Source organism: Rhodococcus sp. BH4 (assembly GCF_002079265.1).
In the GTDB taxonomy this organism is placed as follows: Bacteria; Actinomycetota; Actinomycetes; order Mycobacteriales; family Mycobacteriaceae; genus Rhodococcus_F; species Rhodococcus_F qingshengii.
This window is the reverse complement of sequence record NZ_CP014941.1, coordinates 716,734-741,873: the sequence shown is the minus strand read 5'-3', so window position 1 is coordinate 741,873 and position 25,140 is coordinate 716,734. Positions and strand designations below refer to the sequence as shown.

The window sequence follows — 25,140 nt, the reverse complement described above, 5'->3', positions numbered from 1 at the left end:
CTGCTTCACCCGAAACCCTACAACGCAGTTGTAGGGGCGGACGGATTCCGGAAAAAGAGTCTTGACACCCGCTCTCTCAGCGGTGTTATGTTAGTGACGATTCGCACAACCTCGCACGTAGTCCGCTGGCGGGCTCGTTCCCTGCGGCGTGAAGTTTTCTTCGCCCGCAAGAGGGTTCGATGCCGAATGACCGACCGTAAGAAAGTAGTTGTGAGCAGATGATTCGCACTCGCTTCACCGAAATGTTCGGCGTTGACCATCCCATCGTGCAAGGGGGCATGATGTGGGTGGGACGGGCAGAACTTGTTGCGGCCACGGCAAATTCCGGCGCCCTCGGGTTCTTGACGGGCCTCACTCAACCCACACCGGAAGACCTCGTCAAGGAAATTGCTCGAACCCGCGATCTCACCGACAAGCCTTTCGGCGTCAATCTCACTATTCTGCCGTCGATCACGCCGCCGCCGTACGCCGAATACCGCCAGGCGATCATCGAATCCGGGATCAAGATCGTCGAAACCGCCGGTTCCAATCCGATCGATCATCTTCCGCATTTCAAGGACGCGGGCGTGAAGGTTATCCACAAGTGCACTGCAGTTCGACATGCGGTCAAAGCCGAGAGACTGGGCGTCGACGCCGTCAGCATCGACGGCTTCGAATGCGCCGGGCACCCAGGCGAGGACGACATACCAGGGCTCATTCTGATTCCGGCGGCCACGCAGCAACTCACGATTCCGGTGATCGCTTCAGGCGGAATCGCAGATTCACGTGGACTCGTCGCGGCGCTTGCGCTCGGAGCAGACGGCGTCAACATGGGAACTCGCTTCATGTGTACCGCGGAATCCCCTGTCGCACAATCGGTTAAAGAGCAGATTGTCGCAAACACCGAACGCGACACCAAGCTGATCTTCCGGACGCTTCACAACACCGCGCGCGTAGCCGCGAATGCGATCAGTGCCGAGGTCGTCGACATCGAAGCACGTGGCGACGCGCAGTTCAGCGACATTCAGCATCTGGTAGCCGGAGCCCGCGGACGCAAGGTCTTCGAGGACGGCGACCTCGATGCAGGCATCTGGTCCGCCGGACAGAGCCAAGGATTAATCAACGACATCCCGACCGTCGCCGACATGATCGACCGCATGGTCTCGGAGGCCGAACACCTCATCACCTCACGGCTTTCCGGATTCGTCACCGCTGTGAGCGCGGCATGACCGCCACCGCCGAGACGGGCTTTCGCTCCGAAATCACCGACGGTGTACTGCGATTGACCTTCGACCGCCCGAAGCGGATGAACGCGATCGATCTGCCCACGATGACTGCTTTCGCAGCTGCCGTCCACGACGGCGGCGCAGACCCGGCCGTTCGCACCATCGTCATCACCGGATCCGGTCGAGCGTTCTGCACCGGAGCCGACCTCGCCGCAGCGGCCGTCAACCCCGCAGACCCGAAAGTCGTCATGGATGCGGCGACGTCGCTGATTCGCGCCATCACCAGCGCCCCGGTCCCGGTGATCGCCGCGGTCAACGGCCCGGCCGCCGGCGTCGGCGTGTCCATCGCTCTAGCCGCGGACCTGACGTACGCCGCATCGAGCGCCTATTTCCTCCTCTCCTTCGTCAACATCGGCTTGATGCCCGACGGCGGCGCCAGTGCGTTGGTACCGGCAGCGATCGGACGCGCCCGAGCGGCCGAGATGGCATTGCTGGGCGAGCGAGTTTCCGCCGAGGACGCAGAGCGGTTCGGGCTCGTGTCCCGCACCGTCGCCGACGACGCGTTCGACGCACTCGTCGACTCCGTCGTCGATCGCACGTCGAAGGCTCCCCGACGCGCCCTCGAACTCACCAAGCGCGCACTCAATGCGGCGACACTGGACCGCCTCGATGCTGCGCTGGAGCTCGAAAATACCGGCCAGGCAGAACTTCTCACTGGCGAGGACTTCAAAGAAGGCGCGATGGCGATGCTGCAGAAACGCGCGCCCCACTTCAAGTAATCACTGCGAATTTTCGTTAACAAAACCACTGTACGAATCGACGGCTCACTGTAGCCTGAGTCACACAATCACCCACGCATGAGAGGAACCCATCGATGGCCTCCACCGATGCAGTCTCCGAGGCGCAGCGTTCACGCCGCACCAACTGGAACAATCAGATCGCCAGGCATGCGCAGATGATTCCCGATCGCACCGCACTGCGATTCCTGGGCGATTCCATCACCTGGAGCACCCTCGACGCACGCGTCGAGAAGCTGGCGGACGCTCTTGCCCGACGCGGCGTCAGCTTCGGCGACCGCGTGCTCATCCTGATGCTCAACCGCCCCGAATACCTCGAGGTCGTGCTCGCGACCAACGCACTGGGCGCCATCGCTGTTCCGGTGAACTTCCGTCTGACACCACCCGAGGTCGCTTATCTGGTAAACGACTCCGGCTCCAAAGTCATTGTCGCCGAAGGACCGTTGGCTCCGTTGGCCGGAGCTGCGCGAGCCGCGTCCGAGGGTATCGACATCTCCATCACCGTAGGCGCCCCCGCCGAGGGTGACAGCCTGAATTACGAGGACTTGATCAGCGAAGAGGGCGAGTCGCACGCGTTCGTCGACATCCCGGACGACACTCCTGCACTCATCATGTACACCTCGGGAACCACCGGTCGCCCCAAGGGCTCGGTGCTCTCCCACTCCAACCTGTCTTCGCAAGCATTGACCTGTATCAGGGCCTTCCACCTGTTCAATGCCGATTCCATCGGCTTCTGCGCGTCGCCCATGTTCCACATCGCAGCCCTCGGTTCCATAGCGCCGAGCCTGCAACTCGGCACGACCACGGTGATCCATCCGGTCGGCGCATTCGACCCGGGTCAACTACTCGACATCCTGGAAGCCGAGAAGGTCACCAGCTTGTTCCTCGTGCCCGTGCAATGGCAGGCCGTGTGCGCCGTACAGAAGGCGCAACCGCGAGCACTGTCGCTGAAGAACATCTCGTGGGGCGCCGCACCGTCGTCCGATACGATCCTGCGGGCAATGGCCGAAACCTTCCCGGACGCATTCAATGTCGCGGTCTTCGGTCAGACCGAGATGTCGCCCATCACTTGCGTTCTCGACGGCGAGGATGCGATTCGTAAGCTCGGATCCGTCGGTCGGGTCATCCCGACCATCTCGGCCAGGGTCGTCGACGAGAACATGGACGACGTGGCGCCCGGTGAAATCGGTGAAATCGTCTACCGCGGGCCCACGATGATGAGCGAATACTGGAACAACCCCACCGCCACCGCTGACGCCTTCCACGGTGGATGGTTCCACTCCGGCGATCTCGTTCGAGTCGACGACGAAGGCTTCGTCTACGTCGTGGATCGCAAGAAGGACATGATCATCTCCGGCGGAGAGAACATCTACTGCGCGGAGGTGGAAAACGTCCTCTACGAACACGAATTGATCGTCGAAGCGGCCGTCGTCGGCCGCCCCGACGCCAAGTGGGGCGAGGTGCCCGTAGCGATCGTCGCGATGGCGCCAGGTTCAGCCGTGGACCTGACCATCGAGGAGCTGAGCAGCTTCCTCAACGATCGTCTCGCGCGCTACAAGCACCCGAAGGACATCGTCGTCGTGGAAGCACTGCCGCGCAATGCAAGCGGCAAGGTCGTCAAGGGTGAACTGCGAGAGAAGGTTCGAGCGGTCGACGCAGTTTCCTGACTTCACACGCAAACGGGCGGCACCTCCAGCGAGGTGCCGCCCGTTTGTGTGTGCCCGTCAAGCACTCGGCGAATGCAACTTCCGATGCAGTTCTCGCACCAGCGGAACCAACTCCGGCACCGGGCCTTCGACCGGGACGTTCGGCGCAACCTCGTTGACGGACAGAGACTTCACCGGCGCCGGGGACACACCCCACTCCGCGAGCCAGTCGCCGAGTTGAGCCGAAGAGCAGATGTAGACGATACGTCCGAGGCCCACCCACGCGTGCGCGGCCGAACACATCGCGCAGTGCTCTCCCGAGGTGAATACCGTTGCCGTCGAACGCTCTTCCGGCGTCAGGTACTGAGCCGCCCACCGAGCCAGCTCGAACTCGGGGTGGCGAGTGTTGTCGCCGCCCGCGATCCGGTTTCGGTCCTCCGCCAGAAATGTTCCGTCGGCCGCTGCCAGGACGGAACCGAAAGGTTCGTCGCCGGCATCCAATGCTTCCGTTGCCAATTCGACGCAACGGCGCAGGTGACCCAGTTCGATGTCGTTCATGTGTACGCCCTCTCCCGTGATACACGAAACGGGCGGCACCGGTGAGGTGCCGCCCGTTCGTTACCTACTCTGCTGTACTACTCTGCTGCGCTTTCGCTTTCGCCGGCCTTGGTCAGCTCGATCGGCGGTGCGTCCGGCACGTCGATCGGCTTCTTGGTGGGCGTGAACGTGAACTTCGCGTCCTCACCCGAGCCTTCGCCGTCCCAGTTCTCGACGTCGACGAGCACGATGTGGCCGGGTCCGATCTCTCCGAAGAGGATCTTCTCGGACATCTGGTCCTCGATCTCGCGCTGGATGGTGCGACGCAGCGGTCGTGCACCCAGTACCGGATCGAATCCGCGCTTGGCCAGAAGCGACTTGGCCTTGTCGGTGACCTCCATGGCCATGTCCTTGTTCTTGAGTGCCGCCTCGACGCGAGCGAGCATCAGGTCGACCATCTGAACGATCTGCTCGTTCGTGAGCTGATGGAAGACGACGATGTCGTCGATACGGTTCAAGAACTCGGGACGGAAGTGCTTCTTCAGCTCGTCGTGAACCTTGAGCTTCATGCGCTCGTAGTTCGACTCCGTGCCCGTTCCCGAGCTGAAGCCCAGGCCGACTGCCTTGGAGATGTCAGACGTACCGAGGTTGGACGTGAAGATCAGCACCGTGTTCTTGAAGTCGACGGTACGTCCCTGACCGTCGGTGAGACGGCCGTCCTCGAGCACCTGCAGGAGGGTGTTGTAGATCTCCTGGTGTGCCTTCTCGATCTCGTCGAACAGCACAACGCTGAACGGCTTGCGGCGCACCTTCTCGGTGAGCTGGCCACCCTCTTCGTATCCGACGTACCCGGGAGGGGCACCGAACAGACGCGAAGCGGTGAAGCGGTCGTGGAACTCGCCCATGTCGATCTGGATCAGAGCGTCGTCGTCACCGAACAGGAAGTTGGCGAGCGACTTCGCGAGCTCCGTCTTACCGACACCGGACGGGCCGGCGAAGATGAACGAGCCCGAGGGACGCTTGGGATCCTTCAGACCTGCACGCGTACGACGGATCGCCTTCGAGACGGACTTGACCGCCTCTTCCTGGCCGATGATCCGCTTGTGCAGTTCCTCTTCCATGCGGAGCAGACGAGTGGTCTCCTCCTCGGTGAGCTTGAAGACGGGGATACCGGTCCAGTTGCCCAGAACCTCGGCGATCTGCTCGTCGTCGACCTCGGCAATGACGTCCAGGTCGCCCGCACGCCACTGCTTCTCACGCTCAGCGCGCTGAGCAACGAGGGTCTTCTCCTTGTCACGCAGGTTCGCAGCCTTCTCGAAGTCCTGCGCGTCGATCGCGGACTCCTTCTCGCGACGCGCGTCGGCGATGCGATCGTCGAATTCGCGCAGGTCCGGCGGTGCAGTCATCCGACGGATGCGCATTCGCGCGCCCGCCTCGTCGATGAGGTCGATCGCCTTGTCCGGCAAGAAGCGGTCGTTGATGTAGCGGTCGGCCAGCGTCGCCGCTGCCACGAGAGCACCGTCCGTGATGGAGACACGGTGGTGAGCCTCGTAGCGGTCACGAAGACCCTTGAGGATCTCGATGGTGTGCTCGACGGTCGGCTCGCCCACCTGAACGGGCTGGAAACGACGCTCGAGGGCAGCATCCTTCTCGATGTACTTGCGGTACTCGTCGAGCGTGGTGGCACCGATGGTCTGCAGCTCACCGCGAGCAAGCTTGGGCTTGAGGATGGAGGCCGCGTCGATAGCGCCCTCGGCCGCGCCCGCACCCACGAGGGTGTGCAGCTCGTCGATGAACAGGATGATGTCGCCGCGGGTGTTGATCTCCTTGAGAACCTTCTTCAGGCGCTCTTCGAAGTCACCGCGGTAACGGCTGCCGGCCACGAGCGACCCGAGGTCGAGCGTGTACAGCTGCTTGTCCTTGAGGGTCTCGGGGACCTCACCGTTGACGATTGCCTGAGCCAGGCCCTCGACCACAGCGGTCTTACCGACACCGGGTTCACCGATGAGAACCGGGTTGTTCTTGGTACGACGCGAGAGAACCTGCATGACACGCTCGATTTCCTTCGAGCGGCCGATGACCGGGTCCAGCTTGCCTTCGAGGGCAGCTTGCGTCAGGTTGCGACCGAACTGGTCGAGCACGAGCGAGGTGGACGGCGTGCCGGCCTCTCCGCGGGTGCCACCGGTTTCGGTGGGCTCTTTGCCCTGGTAGCCCGACAGCAGCTGGATGACCTGCTGGCGGACGCGGTTGAGATCGGCACCGAGCTTGACCAGAACCTGGGCTGCTACGCCCTCACCCTCACGGATGAGACCGAGCAGGATGTGCTCCGTACCGATGTAGTTGTGTCCGAGCTGCAGCGCTTCGCGCAGACTCAGCTCGAGGACTTTCTTGGCGCGCGGTGTGAAGGGGATGTGACCGGACGGAGCCTGCTGGCCCTGGCCGATGATCTCCTCGACCTGGCTGCGGACTCCCTCGAGGGAGATACCCAACGACTCCAACGACTTGGCTGCGACACCTTCGCCCTCGTGAATGAGGCCGAGAAGGATGTGCTCCGTGCCGATGTAGTTGTGGTTGAGCATCCTGGCTTCTTCTTGAGCCAGGACAACAACGCGCCGCGCGCGATCGGTGAACCTCTCGAACATCGCTCTCCCTCACACTCTCCGGCGGGCAGGTTCGAGACCGGATGTCTCGTCCCTGGTCGCCGCGTTTCGCTCCGGCACTACAGACTGATCGCCTCGCCGGTCAGCGGACTGACGTCCACGAATCGACAAAGGTTGCACGACCCCACTTATTACTCTAGAGGGCGCGAAGTCCACCTGCTGCTCCTCCACCCGATTGGCGGCGGAAGCCGGACTGCTTACCGTTCACAACGTCGCAGCTGAGGGAATCGTTTCCCGGTTCCTGTACGCCTGAAGCGAACAGCGATTTTCGACGCCTGATCAGCCGAATATCGGGAGTACCCGAGCGCACGGCACCTCACGCGGATTCGACGGATCCAGCGCGTTGAGCGTCAGAGTCGCCGTTCGCTGCGACGCCACCAGCGCGATGTGATCCGACAGGTCCTGCTCGCAACCGTCCTGAACAACTATGTTCGACGCGTTCGACGCGGCCAGTATTCCGCTGCTGTACGGAACGACCACTTGATCGAACCGAGTCACGATGTTGGTGTACTCGACGTCATCGGAGTAGACGCCCGCGTCGCGCAGTTCGGTGACGAAGCTGGCGTTGTCGAAATCCGGTCCCCCGACGCCTTCCGGCGGGCCGACCTCCGAGCCGTCCCACAACGGAGCGATGGAGACGATCTTGGAAACGTGCGTGTCACCGCCGAGGAACTTGGCGTAGTAGGCACTGACCGTCGTCCCCTGGGAGTGCCCGATCAGGTCGACCTTCGAGGCACCCGTCGCAGAGAGAACGTCGTCGACGAAGTCCGACAGCTGCCCTGCGCTGTCTCCGAGTGGTGCGAGACCGCCGGCCGCGGAAATCGGCCACGGCTGGTCCGTTCGATTCCCGAAGGTGAGCGCAAAAACGCAGTATCCCTCGTTGGCCAGTACGGGTGCGAGTACGCCCCAATTGGTCTGACGGTTGGCCGCCGTCCCGTGCACCAGGACGACGGGATCAGGATGAGCAGCGGAAGGCGTGCACGAGAAGTCGTTGGTGCCAGGGGCCGATCCGCCCGGGCTGGTCGCTTCGAGGGCGATTCCACTGAGGAAACCGGACGGAACGGGAAGAGGTTCGTTCGCCGACGCAAGAGACGGCGCGGACACGGCCACGGCTCCCGCCACAGCGAGAGCGCCCACGCATGTTCGAATCCCCACCGAAGGCCTCCGCATAGTGATCAACCCACGACGGGCAATACCGAGTTGCACGGTACCGGCCGCTGATGCGCGGGGTCGAGTGCATTGAGAGCAAAAGTCGCGGCGCGCAGCGATGCCGCGATGGCGAGGTGATCGGAGATGTCTTGCTCACAACCGTCCTGGACGACGATGTTGGTGGCGTTCGGCCCAGGCTCCAGCCCATTCGTATACGGCAGCACCAGTTCGTCGTAGCGGGTCGTGATGTTCGTGTAGTGAACACCCGGCGCGTAAACGCCTCCCGCACGGAGATTTTCGATGAACTCCGAGCCTGCCCCCATGTTCAGACATGCCTTGCAGATCGGGAATCCGGCCTGCGCTGCCTCGGATACCCCGAGTTCGCGAAGGCTGCGGCCGACACTTGCCTGCTCGTTTCCGAGCGTTCCCTTCCACAGCGACGCCACCGAGACGATGTTGTCCACTTTGTCGGCACCACCGAGGAACTTCGCGTAGTACCCGTTGATGATGGTGCCCTGGGAATGTCCGATCAGATCTACCGATGTAGCACCCGTGGCATCAAGTACTTGATCGACGAAATTCGACAATTGTGCTGCGCTGGAAGGAATTTCCTGCATTCCACCGATCGCCGACAACGGCCACGGTTGCTCGGGGAAGTTGCCGTACGTCAGCGCGAAGACGCAGTAGCCCTCGTTGGCGAGCAACGGCGCATAGGTGGCCCAGTTGGTCTGCCTGTTTCCACCCGTTCCGTGAACGAGCACAACCGGATTGGGATGTTCGGCAGTCGGTTTACACGAAAAGTCATTGGATCCCGGAGCTGAACCGCCAGGATTTCCCAACTCCTGAGGAACACCGGCAAGGAAGGCATTGGGCACGGGCAACGGAGCCTGAGCCGAAGCCACGGAGGTGAACCCGACGAGCATCAGAGCGGCAAGAACCACGCCCCCGAACAACCTGTTTCTGTGCACGACCGACTCCTCTACGAGAGATGCGAACCGTGCAGACGCTAACAAACTAGAACGCGTTATCAATCCGTTTCGGCAAAATGCGCCCGAATCCATTCGCGATCCATTTCAGACGGCCTTTTCGTAGGCTCGGCGCACCTCGGTGGAAATACGACCGCGGGCCGAAATCTCGAAGCCGGCACCCTTGGCCCATTCGCGGATGGCGGCACTCTGATCGCGGTCGGCAACGGGACGGGATTTGGTCACCGCTCCGTTGACTGATTTGGCGGAATTCGACTTTCTCGCATGAGGAATCCACTTTTTCAGTGCATCGCGCAGTTCCGCGGCGTGAGCGGCGGTGAGATCGATTTCGTAAGCAACTCCGTCGACGGAAAACTCCACAGTTTCGTCCGCGGGCGATTTTTTGTCCAGATCGTCAACCATCGTGACAACAACCTTTTTCACCACGACCATTCCTCCCCAGATCCTTCGATAAGCAGCGACAATAGCACCTGGACAAACGTCCTGTCTTGGCTCGTCAGGATGATTGGGACTTCTCGCCGCCGGGTATGCCGGTCGACTTGTCTTGCGACAAAGACAGTGCCGATACACTCCTCGCGACGCATCGGGGGATGCATCCAGACGGGGGAATCATGACAGACGACGGCTCGAGAAAAGACCTCTACCGAGCGCAATCTTCGCCTCCAAGAACAGCACTCTCGCCAGTATCGCTTACGGCGGACCCACGAATTTCACCATCTCCGGACGCCCTGCGATCCGGTACGCCGCAACCGTCACAAATATCCCGGCGGACAACGAATGCGATCCGCCCTCAGCACAATTCGATGTCGTCACCACACCCGGATACTCCACAGCCGAGGTCATGGTCTTCCTTGTCCAGTCGGATCAGGGACTACCTGACGCACTCAACCAGGGCACGATCGACCAAATCATCGCAACAATTCGAGAGTCCGAAACTCGGGCGACCGCGCATGGATGAATCCTTTGCCGCAGGCGAATGTCGTTGGGAACTATCGAATACCTTGGGAGCGCCCCAACTGAAAAAGGTTCGGCCGCAACATGTGCGGCCGAACCTTGATCGAAGTAAAGCTAGCGAGCGGACGGACGAACGATCGGGAAGAGGATCGTCTCGCGAATACCGAGACCAGTCAAAGCCATCAGCAGTCGATCGATTCCCATGCCGGTGCCGGTGGTCGGCGGCATGCCCTGTTCCATCGCGGCGAGGAACTCCTCGTCCAGCACCATCGCTTCGTCGTCGCCTGCCGACGCGAGGCGCGCCTGGTCGACAAAGCGCTCACGCTGGATGACCGGGTCGACAAGTTCGGAGTAGCCGGTCGCCAACTCGAATCCGCGGATGTACAGGTCCCACTTCTCGGTGACACCCTTCTTGCTGCGGTGATCACGGGTCAGGGGCGACGTCTCGACCGGGAAGTCACGGACGAACGTCGGCACGTACAGCTGATCGCCGCACTGGTGTTCCCACAGCTCCTCGACGAGCTTGCCGTGGCCGTAGCCCTTGTCCTTGGGAACCTCGAGGCCGACCTTCTCCGCCAGAGCGAGAAGCTCGTCGACCGTTGTATCCGGCGTGACCTCGGTGCCGATGGCAGCCGACAGCGACGGGTACATCTCGAGAACCTGCCACTCGCCACTGACGTCGTACTCGGAACCGTCGGCGAGGGTGAGGACCTGCGTGCCGAATGCTTCCTGCGCAACTTCCTGGACGAGTTCACGAATCATCTTCGCGGAATCGTCGTACGTGCCGTAGGCCTCGTACGTCTCGAGCATCGCGAACTCGGGCGAGTGAGTGGAGTCGACGCCCTCGTTGCGGAAGTTGCGGTTGATCTCGAAGACCTTCTCGATACCGCCGACGACGCAACGCTTGAGGAACAGTTCCGGCGCGATACGCAGGTACAGGTCGATGTCGAGGGCGTTCGAGTGCGTGACGAACGGGCGAGCTGCCGCGCCGCCGTGCAGCGTCTGCAGCATCGGCGTCTCGACCTCGAGGAAGCCGCGGCTCTCGAGTGCATTGCGCAGCGCACGGACAACTGCGACGCGCTTGCGGGCGTTGTCCCGAGCCTCGGGGCGAACGATCAGATCCGCGTAGCGCTGACGCACCCGGGACTCTTCGCTCATCTCCTTGTGAGCGACCGGCAGGGGGCGCAGCGACTTGGATGCGATCTGCCAGGCATCGGCCATCACGCTGAGCTCGCCGCGACGGGAGCTGATGACCTCACCGTGGATGAAGACGAAGTCGCCGAGGTCGACGTCGGACTTCCAGGCAGCCAGTGCCTCTTCGCCGACGCCGGCGAGGCTGATCATGGCCTGCAGCTGGGTACCGTCGCCTTCCTGCAGAGTCGCGAAGCACAACTTGCCGGTGTTGCGCATGAAGATGACGCGGCCGACGACGCCGACCAGCACACCAGTCGCCGTGTCCGGCTCGAGTTCCGGGTACTCCGCGCGGATCTGCGCGAGCGTGTGGGTGCGATCGACCGAAACCGGGTACGCCTCCTGCCCCTGCGCCAGGATCCGTTCACGCTTCTCGCGCCGGATACGGAGCTGCTCGGGGGTGTCGTCGACTGGCTGGGCTTCTACATCACTCACGGGGTACAAGACTACTGGGCCGTGTCCACCGCGTTTGTTGCTGGTAGCACCGCGGCCACCGCGAGCACGATTCCCGACAGCAGGTACAGCCCGACCCGAACGTGATTCCACATAGTCCAACCCGCCTCGTACGACGCCCATGCGGCCGCGTCGGTAGTGCTGACCGAGGCAAACGCGTCGTTGCGAGGGACGTGGTAGATCGCGGTCACCGCGAAGGACGCGAGCACCCCGACGCAACCGACGACAGCAAGGACCCAGCCGTCCGGTCTGGAGATCGCTGCCCAGATTCCAGCGGCGATCGCGGTGAGCGCCGATCCGACCAGCGGCAGCATCAACGCACTACGCGGCGCTTCGACGTTGATCGCCTGCATCGACGTGATCGCGGTATGTGCATCGACCGACCGCAGAGCGGGCATCACGAAGGACGAGAAGGCAAACAACGCACCACCGGCGACGAGCGCGCCGAGCGCAGTCACCCCGAGCAGCAGCTCCAAGAAAATCTCGGATTTCTTCACGACCAGACCCCCGTTCGGGCAGCCTCGGCGGCAAAAGTGGTGAAATCTCGAGCGGGTCGTTCCAGGACCTCTTCGACGACGCCGGTCACACTTTGATTTCGTCCGTCGAGAACCTCGGCAAACAGGTACCTGAGTAACTCCACGACGTCACTCGGGACGCCGACCTCCGCCATGCCGTCGGAAAACTGTTTGAGTCCAATTCTTTCGAATGTCACGAGACGACCCGACGCCGTCGAAATCGCATCCACCGCCGCCGCGAAAGTGAGCAACTCCGGACCTGTCACCTCGAGAACTCGGCCGAGGAGGTCGGTTCGAGTCAATGCGGCCACCGCCACGTCGGCGAGATCGTCGACGTCGATGAACGGCTCCCCCACCTCACCGACCGGAAGTGCCAGGTGGCCTTCCCGAATCGGATCGAGTAGGTACCCCTCACTGAAGTTCTGGGCAAACCAACTGGCCCGCACCACAGCCCATTCCAGACCGCTGTCGGCGAGAACCTGCTCGGCTTTCTGCGCCGCCGGTTCACCGCGCCCGGACAAGAGCACCATGCGACGAACCCCTTCGCGGTACGCAAGCTCCGCGAACTCCTCGATGTGGGTGCTCGATTCCGGAACAGCCAGATCTGGCGCATACGTCACATATGCCACGTCGACGCCGGACACTGCTGGCTGCCACGTCGCCTGATCGTTCCAGTCGAAACGCGTCCCGGATGTTCTCGACGCGATTCGGGTACGGATTCCCACCGCAGTCAGCCTCTGCGCAACGCGCGCACCGGTCTTACCGGTACCACCGATCACTACTGCCGATTGAATGTCGCTTGTTGTCGTCATGCACTCATTCGACCGCGGAGCATCAATACGATCCATAGCCGAAGGTCGCAGAAACATACGCCAGCGTCTACGGTCGAAGCATGGATGCATTGTCGATGATGCTGGCGGGATCGCGGGCGGAGGGCGCTTTTCTACTGCGCTCGCTGCTCGATCCACCGTGGTCACTACGTATCGAGGACCACGCACCGATCACCGTGCTGGTTCTGGTTCGAGGCAGCGCGGTCGTCGTCTCCGACACCGGCCAGACAGAAGAACTCGAGGCCGGCGACGTTGCACTGTTGCGCGGCCCCGATCCGTATACGGTCGCCGATCACCCGGACACACCAGTCCACGTACTGATCGACGAAGCACAGAATTGCGCTGCGGTCGACGGCACACCGCTCGAGGACATGTCGGTTCTCGGCGTTCGCACCTGGGGCAACTCGACCAGTGGTCAGACCGTCATGCTCACGGGCACATACCGTTTGGACTCCTATGTCAGCCGTCAGATCCTCGACAGCCTGACACCCGTCGCGGTAGTGCGACGCAGCATCGAAACCGCGCCGATGACAAACCTTCTGGAACAACAGATCGCCGCCGACGGGCCCGGACAGGAAGTGTTGTTGGACAGGCTCCTTGACCTGGTCCTGATCTCAGCGGCCCGGACCTGGTTCGCCGAGAACCCGAATCGATCACCGCGTTGGATCAAGGCCTACGAGGATCCCGTCATCGGGCATGCCTTGCGGCTCATACACAATCGGCCGGAGCACCCCTGGACGGTCGCGAGCCTGGCCCAGGAGTCCGGCAGCTCGCGAGCGGCCTTCGCGCGCCGGTTCACCAGCCTCATGGGGCTCGGACCTGTCGGCTATCTGACCGAGTGGCGACTGTCCGTGGCGGCAGATCTGCTCGCAGACCCGGCACGAACGGTGTCGTCGATCGCGCGAGAAGTGGGTTACTCGAGCCCCTTCGCCCTCACAACCGCGTTCACCCGTCATCACGGAATGAGCCCGAAGATGTACCGCCAGACCCGCTGTGCGCCTTTATTAACCGCCCGCGGTTAATAAAGGCGCACAGCAAATACCTCAATGAGCCGAAACCGCCGCCAACTCGCGGGAGCAATGACGCACTCCGCTGAGCGCACCGAGCAGGCCGGCGGCCTTGATCGCCTGGTATCCACCCACGAGATCGGTGGCCTTGTGCAGACCCAACTGCTGCAACGACGCTGCGGCCAGGCTCGAGGTGTAACCCTCGGAGCAGACGATCACCCACTCGACGTCGTGGTCGGTGGCCAACGCGAGGTGTGCGCTGCTGGTGGGGTCGAGGCGCCATTCGAGCACGTTCCGCTCGATCGCGAGTGCGCCGGGAAGAGTTCCCTCGATGGCGCGCTGCGCCTGCGGGCGAATGTCGACGAAGATCGCGCCGCGGTGGAAGGCTTCGGTGAGCTGGAAGACGTACATACGATCGATCTGTGCGCGAGCGTCGTCGAGCATTTGGTCGATGGTCATTTGGTGCCCCCCTCGGGCAGGTCGGTCAGCTCGGTACGGGTGCGGCGAAGTGTCCGGTGATCCGTCACTTCGTAGAAGGACATTGCCGTCAGCGGCGGCGAGTACGCGTGAACGCTCAGAGTCGGTGCATCAGAGCTGATTTCGATCGGAGCACCGGGAGCATCCGTCGAACGCACGACATCGTGAACCCAGCCGAGTGGGAACGAAGCCTGGTCGCCGGCGTCGAGCTGGCGTTCCACCAGGGCGTCACCGGCCCAACGGAATTCGGTGAGCGAACCACTGAGGACGGTCAAGGCGCCGAACGAGCCTGCGTGGTCGTGCAATTCGGTGTTGCGTTCGGGCACCCAACTGATGAGCCACACATCGACGTCGTCGTCCGCGTGCAAGCGGGTGGACCAACGGTCGAGCGTCGGGAAGGTGTCGGGGATGAGGTGATCGAAACGGCCGTCGAGCACGCCGTTTGCTCCCTCGTCGGTCAGACGCAGCAGATCGGCCGGGCGAAGGCGGGTAGGCAACGACGCACCACTCGGACGGCGTCCGGACGCCCCACGATTAGCGCTACGACCTGCGGAAACAGCACGATCAGCAGCGAGAGTCGGGGTCAAAACAGAGAGATCTGCAGAATATGTGGATAGCACGAGCTAGCTCCAAGGAATGTGAATTGGTCAAGGCAGCGGTCAGCCTCGACAACACTCCTGAGCACCCATGCAGCGATTCACGAGCACCATTGTGGCATAACTTTTGCAATCGCGAAACCGCTGGAACGAAACCATCGATCAGGCGACGGGTCGTCGACCGGATCCACGACGCGCCTGATTGCGCTCGAAGACCAACCTCAGCCCCTCGAGGGTGAGGTCCCGTTCGAGGTGATCGATGGTGTCGGACTCGGGAATGATCAGCGGTGCGCTGTCCCCGGTCGCGATCACGGAGACGTCGTCACCACCGAACTCCGGTAGTTCGTCGCGGACGCGGTTGACCAATCCGTCGACGAGGCCTGCAAAGCCGAATACCGCACCGGACTGCATGCATTCGACGGTATTCTTGCCGACCACCGAACGCGGGCGCACCAATTCGACCTTGCGCAGCGCAGCGGACTGCGACGCCAAGGCATCGGTCGAGATCTCGAGTCCGGGCGCGATGCAGCCGCCCAGAAACTCACCCTTGGCGGAAACGACGTCGACACAGGTCGACGTACCGAAGTCCACGACAATGCACGGCCCCTCGTAAAGATGGTGAGCGGCAAGGCTGTTGACGATCCGGTCGGCTCCCACCTCTTTGGGGTTGTCCACCAGCAGTGGCACACCGGTGCGAATACCCGGTTCGACCACCACATGGGGAACGTGACCCCAGTACCGCTCGAGCATCACACGGATTTCACGCAAGACGGACGGCACTGTCGACAGCGCCGCAACGCCGGTGATCTGATCGACATGAGAACCCAACAGCCCACGGAAGGTCAACGCCAACTCGTCGGCAGTCATCCGAGGATCGGTTCGCATTCGCCAGTCCTGCAACAGCTTCGAATACTCACCAGTCCCGGAGAACAGACCGAGAACGATGTTGGTGTTCCGGACGTCGACCGTGAGCAGCATGGATTACACCAGGCTGGATTCGCGCGAGGCCTCGAGCGTCGACAGCATGCGTGGGGTGATCAGACCCGAACCCTCCGGCGCGTGAGCCGGGTCGGAACCGAGTTCGATCTGCTTGTTGTCGGCATCGACGAAGACGACGCGCGGGGAGTACTCCTTGACTTCCTGCTCGTTCATCACGCCGTAGGCGATGAGGATGACCAGGTCGCCTGGCTTGACCAGATGCGCTGCCGCACCGTTGATTCCGATGACACCAGTTCCGCGCTCGCCGGCAATGACGTACGTCTCGAGACGCGCACCGTTGTCGATGTCGACGATGCACACCTGTTCGCCTTCGAGGAGGTCTGCGGCGTCCATCAGATCCTGGTCGACGGTGACGGAGCCGACGTAATGCAGGTCGGCGTGAGTCACGGTGGCGCGGTGGATCTTCGACTTCATCATCGTGCGAAACATATCCAGGTCCTTACTCGTGAAAAGTGCTCAGTGAGACAGCAGGTCGTCGATGGCGTCGGCGGATGGGTCGGTGTCACGCTCGAGGAAGCCGGTTCCCACCGCGACACCGACGTTGTCGATCAAACGGGTGGTTCCGAGCTTGGCGGCCACCAACAGTCGACCGTCACCTCGCTCGGGCGCGGGGCCCAGATCGACGCCCCGAACCTCGAGGTAGTCGACCTCGATTTCCGGAACAGCTGCCAGAACAGCGCGTGCGGTTTCCAGGATTGCTTCCGCTCCCCCAGCCGCCGCGTGTGCACCGGCGATCAGAGCGGCGGACAGCGCGACCGCTGCCGCGCGCTGGTTCTCGTCGAGGTAGCGATTGCGAGAGGACAACGCGAGACCGTCGAACTCGCGAACCGTCGGAACTCCGATGATCTGTACATCGAAGTTGAGATCCCACACCATCTGACGGATGAGCGTCAGCTGCTGGTAGTCCTTCTCACCGAAGTACGCGTGATTGGGTGCCGCGATCTGCAGCAACTTCGCCACTACCGTCAGCATTCCCGCGAAGTGAGTGGGGCGCGCTCCGCCTTCGAGTTCGCTACCCAACGGGCCCGGCACGACGGTGGTGCGCTGGCCCCGCGGGTACATCGTCTTGGCGCTCGGCGCGAACACCAATTCGACGCCCTCGGCGCGCAACAGGTCGAGATCCGCATCGAGAGTGCGCGGGTACGCGTCCAGGTCTTCACCGGCACCGAACTGGAGCGGGTTCACGAAGATGGAAACGATCACGACGGCGCCGGTGACCTTGGCCTGACGAACCAGTTCGATGTGGCCGGCATGCAGCGCACCCATCGTCGGAACGAGCGCCACCTGACGCCCGACACCTCGCAGTGCCCGCGAGACGCGCCGAAGCTTGTCCGGATCGTGGTGCACCGTCAGTTCGCCGCGCTTGTATCCGCCCTGCAGATCACTCACGACGGTCACCTCCCGTTTCAGTCAAGATGTCGAACAATTCGGTGGGGGCGCCCACCCGCTGGGCCGATCGCAAGGACATCGCCCGATAGCCGGCAGCGAGCTCCGGATCCAGGTCTGTCAGTACGCGCAAATGTGTGTCGACAGCAGCAGCGTCGCCGCGTGCCACCGGGCCGGTCAACGCCGAGGGACCGCGTCGTAGCGCGTTGTCCAAGGCCGCCGACAGCAGCGGCTGCAGGACTCGCTCGGCCACTCCACCCGGATCGCCGTCGACCAACTGCTGACCGAGCAGCTCGTCACCTTGCAACGACGCTCGCAGGGCCTCGACGGCGTCGACCACGAGCGTGACCAGGTGATTACTGCCGTGAGCCAGTGCGGCGTGGTAGAGCGCGCGGTTCTCCTCGCGCACTCGGACGGGCTCGCCGCCGATCTCGAGGACCAGTGACTGCGCGATCGCGTAACCGATGTCGTCGGCAGCGGTGATTCCGAAGCATGCCGACGACAGCCGTGCGGTGTCCTCGTCGTGACCGGTGAACGTCATCGCCGGATGGATAGCCAGGGGTAGTGCGCCCAGTTCGGTGAGTGGAGTCAGGATCGCGATCCCGTTGGCACCGGACGTATGGGCGACGAGCGTGCCCGGCTTGACGGCATGGGTGGCCGCCAGACCTCGAACAAGATCCGCAAGCTGATCGTCAGGAACGGCGAGAATCAGCAACTCGGAACGAGCTGCGACGTCGGCAGCCGGAAGAATTTCGGTATCGGGAAGCCGCTTCACAGCGCGGGCGACCGAGGCGCTGGAGACGGCGGAGCAAGCGCTGACAACATGACCGGCTCGCTCCAATGCGGCACCGACAGCTGTTCCGACCCGGCCTGCGGAGACAATTCCTACCGTCAATCGCGCAGGTGCAGGTCCATTAGTGATCCCGAAGGAAGTCACCGGATTCCTCTCGTTCGTTCCAGTCCCGCTCGGCGGGTACCAGACGTTCTGCGTCCGAGGATATCCTTCGCCCGAACCGTCATGCCATGGCCGGGCGAGTGATCTGCGACTCAGTCCTCTCGGCGACGGCGTCGACCGGAGCCTTCGGACGGGTTGTTCGAACTCAGGTTTGCCATGATTTCGGCGACGGTCAATCCGTTGGAATGAGCACCACTGGCGGCATCTTCCGGAGCGGCACGGCGACGACGTCGCGGCTCCGCGTCAGGCTCCGCAGCGGATTCGGGTTCAGCTTCCGCGACAGCTTCGGGAACAACCGCGCGAACAACCTCGGGCACCTCTTCGACGACAGCGTCTTCGATGACGGCATCTTCGATGTTCGGGGCCTGGGCGGGAGCCTTGACTTCAGGCTCGACCGGCGCGACCGGCTCCGAATCCTTCTTCACCGGAACGTCTTTCACCGTTCGTGTCGGCGAGGAACTCACCGGAGAACTCGGTGCTTGGTTCCCGCTCTGGGGCTTCTGTGTCTCTTGTGGCTTCTGCGTCTCTCGAGACTTCTGGGTCGGGATGACGCGCGGCGCCACGAAGCTGCTGTCACGCCACGACGTCTCCGCGAACACGACGGTTGTCTCAGCAGTCACCGGATCGTCGTTGGGCGAAGCCAAGCCGCCGACGTTCGGTGCCGGTTGGCTGGGCCCGCTCTGGCCGGCGCCGGGAACGTACAACCCCGACGGTGCCGGCTGGTACGCGCCGTACGAACTACCGCCAAGTTCCGGCACTCGCGTCGAATCGGTCTTGAGCGCGGTCTGTTCGGGCAGCAGCCCACCTTCGAACAGCGCTTCGAGGTTTCGGCGCAGCGCCACCAATTCGGCGCGCAACCCGGCCAGCTCCTCCGCGTCCGCGGTCACCTCACGTCGCACGCGACCTTCGACGCTCAGTTCGTACTCGCGTCGAGCAGAAATTTCACGTTCGAGCTGCAGTTCGTACACGGTCTGCAGATCGGCAACCTTGGCTTTGTCCAGTGCCGACTCACGCCGATACTTGGTCATGGCGATAGCGCCGAGGGTGGCTGCCCACAGAGCGACGACCAGACCCACCCGAAGAAGCTGAACGCTGTTGCTGAAAATCAGAAACAGCGAAGCAATGACAGCAAGTGCCAGAAGAGCAGCAATGATCATCTGGCTCGCGCTGCGCTTGCTTCGGCGCGCAGACTTCGATCGACCAGAATTTGTCATGGTTGCCAGGGTACTTGCCGAGACCGGGGTCGCCACGTACCTCGGTGGGTGATTTGCCGACCAGGCTGTCAGTGCGCAGGCTCGTCAGGTGTATCTTCCGGCGTCTTGCAACAATGTTCGAGCCACAGAGCTGCCGCTACCAGCGCAATTGCGGCGCCCAACCCCACCCACGCGCCCGGCGTGTCGGAGGCTGCAGCCTGCAGAACCGAGCGCTGTGGGATGAGATACACCAGCACTCCGACCCAGACACCGACGGTAGCTGAACCGACCAAAGCGGATGCTTTGGCCAATGCCAGCGCTCGGGCGGCGGTGATCGGATGAAGCTGTCTGAGCCCGTCGCCGACCTGCCGGTTCTTGACGCGTGAACGAATGACAAAAGCGAAGACGGCCTCGGCAACGGCCACGAAGTACAGCGACGCTCCCGCATAAACAGGGATGGGCGGCATCGAACCGTAGAACACGCGAATCAGAATCCAGGTGGCCACGGCCGCCACTGCGGCGAGTACCGCGAGTTCACTGATCCGGGTCGGCTTCAAACCCTTGTCGTTTTCGGTCACCGCGCAAGCACCACATCGGTAGTGCGGACACCTTCGCGCTCAGTGCGATCGAGGCCGTCGAGAATTTGTGCCACCGGCAACTCCTGGCCGTCGACGATCAGCGTCGCGTCAGGCTCGACGTCCAGCCAGGGAACGAGAACGAATGCCCGAAGATGCGCGCGCGGATGCGGAAGTGTGAGCACGGGATCGGAACTGACGACGCCTTCGCAGTCGACTACGTCCACGTCCAGGCTCCGCGGCCCCCACCGCTGTTCGCGCACCCGGTCTGCGGCTTCCTCGAGAGCTTGCGAGCGGCGAAGCCATTCAGCGGCATCGGCTTCGGGATCGTCGACCACCACCACCGCGTTGTAGAAATCCTGCTGCTCGACGCCACCCCACGGCGCGGTCGAGTAGACCGGTGAGACAGCAACGACGGCGCTGCCCAACCCGTCGACAACGGACTGTAGGTGAGCCACGCTGTCGCCGATGTTGGAACCGATCGACAGAACAGCGCGCGTCATGCCGATCTGGTCCGATGTGCGACGACGGCGACGTCCGCAAAAACCAGCGGAATCGGTGCCGACGGTTTGTGGACAACAACCTCGACGCTCTCGACTCGCGAATCTTTCATGACGTCGTCGGCGATCTCCGCGGCGACGGTCTCGATGAGATCGCGCGACGGGCCGGCGACTATCGCTGCGGCGGCTTCCGCCAACTCGCCGTAGTGCAGGGTCTGAGTCAGGTCGTCCGACGCCGCGGCGGGAGCCAAGTCCATCCATACGGTGATGTCGATGAAGAAGTCCTGACCGTCACGCTTCTCGTGGTCGAACACTCCGTGATTGCCGCGAACCTTCAGTCCGCGCAATTCGATTCGGTCCCCCATGTCAGGCCCTTTCTCGTCCACGGTTCCAGGCGTCGACCACGGCAATGGCGTCGAGCGAGGCTTGTGCGTCGTGCACCCGAACTCCCCAGGCGCCTTCGCGCGCTGCAAGGGCGGAGACCACGGCCGTCGCAGTCTCGCGGCCACCGGGTGGACGCGGATTGCCGTCGGGATCGCTGAGCAGAGACCCGAGGAACCGCTTTCGGGAAGCGCCGACCAGTACCGGGAATCCGGTCGCGTTGAACTCGGGTAGTGCTCGCAACAGTGCCCAGTTGTGGTCGGCGTTCTTAGCGAACCCGAGGCCGGGGTCGAGGATGATCGACGACGAATCGACCCCTGCTTTCAACGCCAGATCGACCTGCGACAGCAGTTCGTCACGGACGTCGCGGACCACGTCGTCGTAGTGATCGGCGCTGCCACGATGGACGTAGTCGCCGGCCGAGCGCCAATGCATGAGGATCCAGGGCACTCCGGCGTCGGCCACAACGGAGGCCATGTCGGGGTCTGCGCGACCGCCCGATACGTCGTTGACGATGCCTGCGCCCGCTTCGATCGCGGCGGCGGCGACGGAAGCACGCATCGTGTCGACGCTGACGCGAATTCCGGCTGCCACGAGTTCTTCGATCACCGGGGCAATTCGGTCCGCCTCGAGTTTCGGATCGACGCGGGTGGCTCCGGGCCGCGTCGACTCGCCGCCGACGTCGACGATGTCGACGCCGATGCGTTGCAGTTCGAGTCCGCGAGCGATCGCCGCGTCACGATCGAGAAATTGACCACCGTCGGAAAACGAATCGGCGGTGACGTTCAGAATCCCCATCACGACCATCCGGGCCGGATCGCTGCCTGCAACGGGAGCCGCGGACATCTTGCTCACTTACGCAGGATGAGGTCCAGCGCTTCGGACCGCGAGGCCGCGCTGGATTGCAGGAGCCCACGAACCGCAGACGTGGTCGTGCTGGCTCCGGGCTTGCGGATACCGCGCATCGCCATGCACAGATGCTCGGCTTCGATGACGACGATGGCTCCGCGCGGGTCGAGCTTGCGCATCAAAGCATCCGCGATCTGACTGGTCAGGCGTTCTTGAACCTGCGGACGCTTGGCGTACAGGTCGACGACGCGCGCGAGCTTCGACAAACCGGTGACCTTGCCCGACTTTCCCGGGATGTAGCCAACGTGAGCAACACCGTGGAAGGACACCAGGTGGTGCTCGCACGTCGAGAACATCGGAATGTCTCGCACGAGCACCAACTCCTGGTGACCCTCGTCGAAAGTTGTGTTCAACGCGTCGTCAGGTTCGGAGTACAGACCCGCGAAGATCTCCTTGTACGAGCGCGCAACCCGGGCCGGCGTATCGAGCAGGCCTGGGCGCTCCGGATCTTCACCGACCGCGATCAACAATTCCCGTACGGCAGCCTCTGCCCGCGCCTGATCGAACGGGCGGCCCGTTCCGAGCGACACCAGTTCACTGGCCACATCATTCACCGACAACCGAACTCTCCTCGAGAATTGTTCACAGTTCCCCCGCCGCAGAGCCTAGTGGCGCAAGGTCAGCGAGATCCGTCCGGTCCGTCCCAGCGAACGGTGCTCGGTCCCTCGTCCTCAGCCGAATGGTGCGGCGGAGGAGTTTGCGGCTGTTCCGGTGCGGGGCTCTGCCACTGGTTTTCGCCGGTCGGGTTTCCCCGGTTCGGATCGGCGAAGGGTCCACTGTCCGGGTACTGCACCGGGTAATCGGGCTGCGCGGGGTAACGGCGGCCGGGATGCGGCTGCTCCGGGTACGCCTGCTGCCCCGGGTGCGGTTGACCGTACTGCCCCTGATCGGGCTGGGGCTGACCGTGTTGGGGCTGACCGTACTGGCCCTGCGACTGGTTCGGCGGGGTCGGATTCTGTCCACCGGTGTACCCACCCGACTGCTGTCCGGGGTACGTCGGCGACGGGTTCTCACGCGGAGGCCAACCCGGTGCCGACCATCCGGCGGGCGCTCCGTAGTCGGGTGTTCCCGGTTGCGGAGTCTGCTGCGGAGCACTCGGCTGCGGGTACGAAGGCTGTGCGTAGCCGTTCGAGGGTCCCTGGTTGCCGTTGTTGGGGAGACCACCGTTGGGGGCACCGCTGTTGGGTGCACCTGCCTTGACGAGAACAGGTGCGGCAGCGGGCTCCGGCCAGGTTTCGCCGCGCTCGATCGCAAGTTCGCGAGGAGTCTTCACCGGCGGACGATCCGAAGGCGTGCGCCCACCGAAATCGTTGAAAGCCGTGATGCGCGGACGCTTTTCGACGCCGGCAAGGATCTTCTCGAGGTCCTTGCGAGTCAACGTCTCACGCTCGAGCAGTTCGGTAGCGATGAGGTCGAGCGCATCGCGGTACTCGTTGAGGATTGCCCACGCTTCGGTGTGCGCTGCCTCGATGAGGTTGCGCACCTCTTCGTCGATTTCACGGGCGATCTCGTGTGAGTAGTCGGACTGAACGCCCATCGAACGGCCGAGGAACGGATCCCCGCCCTCCTGTCCGTAGCGAACCGCGCCGAGCTTGGCACTCATGCCGTATTCGGTGACCATCGCGCGGGCGATCTTGGTCGCCATGTCGATATCGGACGACGCTCCGGTGGTGGGCTCGTGGAACACCAACTCCTCGGCGGCGCGTCCACCCATTGCCATGACGAGACGAGCGATCATCTCCGAACGCGTCATCAAACCCTTGTCGTCCTCGGGCACGGTCATCGCGTGGCCACCCGTGCGACCGCGAGCGAGGATCGTGACCTTGTAGACCGGCTCGATGTCAGGCATTGCCCAAGCAGCCAGCGTGTGACCGCCCTCGTGGTACGCCGTGATCTTCTTCTCGTGCTCGCTGATGATGCGACTCTTACGCCGCGGTCCACCGACAACACGATCCACCGATTCCTCGAGCGAGGCTTCGGTGATGACGGTTCCGTTTTCGCGTGCGGTGAGCAGCGCAGCCTCGTTGATGACGTTGGCGAGATCAGCACCCGACATTCCGACGGTCCGCTTGGCGAGACCTTCGAGGTCGGCGTTGGGATCGATCGGCTTGCCCTGCGAGTGCACGCGCAGGATCGCGCGGCGACCGGCGAGGTCGGGGGCGCCGACCGGAATCTGGCGATCGAAGCGTCCCGGACGCAGCAGTGCGGGGTCGAGGATGTCGGGGCGGTTGGTTGCGGCGATCAAGATGATGCCGGTGCGATCACCGAAGCCGTCCATCTCGACGAGCAACTGGTTGAGTGTCTGCTCGCGCTCGTCGTGTCCGCCGCCCAGGCCTGCGCCGCGCTGACGACCGACGGCGTCGATCTCGTCGACGAAGATGATGCAGGGGCTGTTCTGCTTGGCCTGCTCGAACATGTCGCGAACACGCGAAGCACCGACACCGACGAACATCTCGACGAAGTCAGAACCGGAGATGGTGAAGAACGGGACGCCGGCTTCGCCTGCGACAGCGCGAGCGAGCAGCGTCTTACCGGTTCCGGGAGGGCCGTACAGCAGCACACCGCGCGGAATCTTGGCGCCGAGCGCCTGGTAGCGAGCCGGGTTCTGCAGGAAGTCCTTGATCTCGTACAGCTCTTCGACAGCCTCGTCCGCACCGGCGACGTCGGCGAACGTGGTTTTCGGCATGTCCTTGGTGAGCTGCTTGGCCTTCGACTTACCGAATCCCATGACTCCGCCGCGACCACCGCCGCCCTGCATCCGGTTCATGACGAAGAAGAAGATGCCGAACAGAATGATCATCGGCAGCACGAACAGAAGGATCGACGTCAGCCAGCTCTCCTGAGTGACCGTCGTGTTGAACTTGTCCGCACCGGCGCCTTCGACCTTGTCGAAGATCTGCTCCGACGCACTCGCGGGGTACTTCGCCAGGATCTGCGTCTTACCGTCGGTGGCGTCGTTGCCGTTCTTGAGCCACAGACGAACCTGCTGCTCACGGTCGTCGATCTGCGCCGACTCAACGTTCTTGGCGTCGAGTTGGGAGATCGCGACCGAGGTGTCGACGGTCTTGAAGTCGCGGGTGTCGTTGCTGAAGTAGCTGAAGGCATAGATCACCAACAGCACGACGGCTACGAGTAGCACGTTACGGAACACAGTCTTACGGTTCATACAGGTCGGCCGATGTGGCCGGTCCTTTCGAGAGTGCGGGTCTGCCAGGTCGCCTTCCGGCTGCCAACCGGAC

26 protein-coding genes are annotated in these 25,140 nt (G+C 63.0%); 4 read left to right on the top strand and 22 right to left on the bottom strand.

All coding sequences use genetic code 11. The features are described 5' to 3' along the window. Nucleotides 1-218: 218 nt before the first annotated feature. The 3 genes from A0W34_RS03475 (at nt 219) to fadD5 (ending at nt 3,669) form a co-directional block, all read left to right on the top strand. The gene (locus A0W34_RS03475) at nt 219-1,208 is read left to right on the top strand and encodes an NAD(P)H-dependent flavin oxidoreductase (protein WP_064075123.1); all 990 of its coding nucleotides are present in this window, start codon (nt 219-221) and stop codon (nt 1,206-1,208) included. Further along, a complete protein-coding gene (locus tag A0W34_RS03470; RefSeq protein WP_003945899.1) occupies nt 1,205-1,984 on the top strand; it encodes an enoyl-CoA hydratase in 780 nt (259 codons plus the stop codon). Before A0W34_RS03475 ends, A0W34_RS03470 begins: the two co-directional genes overlap by 4 nt. Before the next feature lie 95 nt (nt 1,985-2,079). After that, complete coding sequence (gene fadD5, locus A0W34_RS03465) at nt 2,080-3,669, top strand: fatty-acid--CoA ligase FadD5 (protein WP_003945871.1); 1,590 nt, start codon at nt 2,080-2,082, stop codon at nt 3,667-3,669. A gap of 57 nt (nt 3,670-3,726) precedes the next feature. On the opposite strand, the gene A0W34_RS03460 is transcribed toward fadD5, so the two are convergent. From A0W34_RS03460 to A0W34_RS03425, 9 genes are all read right to left on the bottom strand, one after another. Next, a complete protein-coding gene (locus A0W34_RS03460) occupies nt 3,727-4,206 on the bottom strand; it encodes a nucleoside deaminase (RefSeq protein WP_054825400.1) in 480 nt (159 codons plus the stop codon). 77 nt (nt 4,207-4,283) lie between these two features. Further along, a complete protein-coding gene (locus A0W34_RS03455) occupies nt 4,284-6,827 on the bottom strand; it encodes an ATP-dependent Clp protease ATP-binding subunit (protein ID WP_003945604.1) in 2,544 nt (847 codons plus the stop codon). Nucleotides 6,828-7,124: 297 nt separating this feature from the next. Continuing rightward, nucleotides 7,125-7,982, bottom strand: coding sequence for an esterase/lipase family protein (locus tag A0W34_RS03450; RefSeq protein WP_058039262.1), 858 nt, complete (start codon nt 7,980-7,982; stop codon nt 7,125-7,127). Between the two features lie 38 nt (nt 7,983-8,020). Beyond that, nucleotides 8,021-8,917, bottom strand: a complete 897-nt coding sequence (locus A0W34_RS03445) for an esterase/lipase family protein (RefSeq protein ID WP_047269726.1) — start codon at nt 8,915-8,917, stop codon at nt 8,021-8,023. A gap of 150 nt (nt 8,918-9,067) precedes the next feature. Then, nucleotides 9,068-9,406, bottom strand: a complete 339-nt coding sequence (locus tag A0W34_RS03440) for a histone-like nucleoid-structuring protein Lsr2 (protein ID WP_003945673.1) — start codon at nt 9,404-9,406, stop codon at nt 9,068-9,070. A gap of 264 nt (nt 9,407-9,670) precedes the next feature. Beyond that, the gene (locus A0W34_RS33090) at nt 9,671-9,823 is read right to left on the bottom strand and encodes a hypothetical protein (RefSeq protein WP_198035686.1); all 153 of its coding nucleotides are present in this window, start codon (nt 9,821-9,823) and stop codon (nt 9,671-9,673) included. Nucleotides 9,824-10,048: 225 nt separating this feature from the next. Further along, nucleotides 10,049-11,560 carry a lysine--tRNA ligase gene (lysS, locus tag A0W34_RS03435; protein WP_003945834.1) on the bottom strand — a complete coding sequence of 504 codons (1,512 nt, stop codon included), beginning with the start codon at nt 11,558-11,560 and terminating at the stop codon, nt 10,049-10,051. 11 nt (nt 11,561-11,571) lie between these two features. Then, nucleotides 11,572-12,075, bottom strand: a complete 504-nt coding sequence (locus A0W34_RS03430) for an anthrone oxygenase family protein (protein WP_054826783.1) — start codon at nt 12,073-12,075, stop codon at nt 11,572-11,574. Further along, nucleotides 12,072-12,905, bottom strand: a complete 834-nt coding sequence (locus A0W34_RS03425; protein WP_042451954.1) for an NAD(P)H-binding protein — start codon at nt 12,903-12,905, stop codon at nt 12,072-12,074. The genes A0W34_RS03430 and A0W34_RS03425 overlap by 4 nt, the downstream gene beginning before the upstream one ends. Before the next feature lie 80 nt (nt 12,906-12,985). On the opposite strand from A0W34_RS03425, the gene A0W34_RS03420 reads away from it, so the two are divergent. After that, nucleotides 12,986-13,945, top strand: coding sequence for an AraC family transcriptional regulator (locus A0W34_RS03420; RefSeq protein WP_081557316.1), 960 nt, complete (start codon nt 12,986-12,988; stop codon nt 13,943-13,945). Between the two features lie 21 nt (nt 13,946-13,966). Here the strand turns inward: A0W34_RS03420 and A0W34_RS03415 are convergent, their stop codons facing one another. The 13 genes from A0W34_RS03415 to ftsH all read right to left on the bottom strand — a co-directional run bounded on the left by A0W34_RS03415 (nt 13,967) and on the right by ftsH (nt 25,067). Further along, on the bottom strand, nt 13,967-14,389 hold the full coding sequence (locus A0W34_RS03415) for a rhodanese-like domain-containing protein (protein WP_003945445.1): 423 nt from the start codon (nt 14,387-14,389) through the stop codon (nt 13,967-13,969). Then, the gene (locus A0W34_RS03410; protein WP_007726989.1) at nt 14,386-14,904 is read right to left on the bottom strand and encodes a cysteine dioxygenase; all 519 of its coding nucleotides are present in this window, start codon (nt 14,902-14,904) and stop codon (nt 14,386-14,388) included. The genes A0W34_RS03415 and A0W34_RS03410 overlap by 4 nt, the downstream gene beginning before the upstream one ends. A 261-nt stretch (nt 14,905-15,165) precedes the next feature. Further along, on the bottom strand, nt 15,166-15,981 hold the full coding sequence (locus A0W34_RS03405) for a type III pantothenate kinase (protein WP_007726991.1): 816 nt from the start codon (nt 15,979-15,981) through the stop codon (nt 15,166-15,168). Between the two features lie 3 nt (nt 15,982-15,984). Then, nucleotides 15,985-16,431, bottom strand: coding sequence for an aspartate 1-decarboxylase (gene panD / locus A0W34_RS03400; RefSeq protein WP_003945761.1), 447 nt, complete (start codon nt 16,429-16,431; stop codon nt 15,985-15,987). A gap of 27 nt (nt 16,432-16,458) precedes the next feature. Continuing rightward, entirely contained in the window at nt 16,459-17,391 is a 933-nt protein-coding gene (panC, locus tag A0W34_RS03395) for a pantoate--beta-alanine ligase (RefSeq protein WP_175280118.1), read from the bottom strand. Beyond that, on the bottom strand, nt 17,384-18,325 hold the full coding sequence (locus A0W34_RS03390) for a Rossmann-like and DUF2520 domain-containing protein (protein ID WP_003945822.1): 942 nt from the start codon (nt 18,323-18,325) through the stop codon (nt 17,384-17,386). The genes panC and A0W34_RS03390 overlap by 8 nt, the downstream gene beginning before the upstream one ends. A 110-nt stretch (nt 18,326-18,435) precedes the next feature. Beyond that, nucleotides 18,436-19,557: a DUF6779 domain-containing protein gene (locus tag A0W34_RS03385; protein WP_198035685.1), complete on the bottom strand. Its 1,122-nt coding sequence runs from the start codon at nt 19,555-19,557 to the stop codon at nt 18,436-18,438. A gap of 68 nt (nt 19,558-19,625) precedes the next feature. Beyond that, a complete protein-coding gene (locus A0W34_RS03380) occupies nt 19,626-20,093 on the bottom strand; it encodes a DUF3180 domain-containing protein (protein ID WP_153213529.1) in 468 nt (155 codons plus the stop codon). Nucleotides 20,094-20,110: 17 nt separating this feature from the next. Next, a complete protein-coding gene (gene folK, locus A0W34_RS03375; RefSeq protein WP_064075118.1) occupies nt 20,111-20,614 on the bottom strand; it encodes a 2-amino-4-hydroxy-6-hydroxymethyldihydropteridine diphosphokinase in 504 nt (167 codons plus the stop codon). Further along, complete coding sequence (gene folB, locus A0W34_RS03370; RefSeq protein ID WP_003945780.1) at nt 20,611-20,976, bottom strand: dihydroneopterin aldolase; 366 nt, start codon at nt 20,974-20,976, stop codon at nt 20,611-20,613. Before folB ends, folK begins: the two co-directional genes overlap by 4 nt. 1 nt (nt 20,977) lies before the next feature. After that, nucleotides 20,978-21,838 (bottom strand): dihydropteroate synthase, encoded by an 861-nt coding sequence (folP, locus tag A0W34_RS03365; protein WP_020968349.1) that lies wholly within the window; start codon nt 21,836-21,838, stop codon nt 20,978-20,980. 5 nt (nt 21,839-21,843) lie between these two features. Beyond that, nucleotides 21,844-22,461, bottom strand: coding sequence for a GTP cyclohydrolase I FolE (folE, locus tag A0W34_RS03360; protein ID WP_019746783.1), 618 nt, complete (start codon nt 22,459-22,461; stop codon nt 21,844-21,846). 59 nt (nt 22,462-22,520) lie between these two features. Then, the gene (gene ftsH / locus A0W34_RS03355) at nt 22,521-25,067 is read right to left on the bottom strand and encodes an ATP-dependent zinc metalloprotease FtsH (protein WP_081557314.1); all 2,547 of its coding nucleotides are present in this window, start codon (nt 25,065-25,067) and stop codon (nt 22,521-22,523) included. Nucleotides 25,068-25,140: the final 73 nt, after the last annotated feature.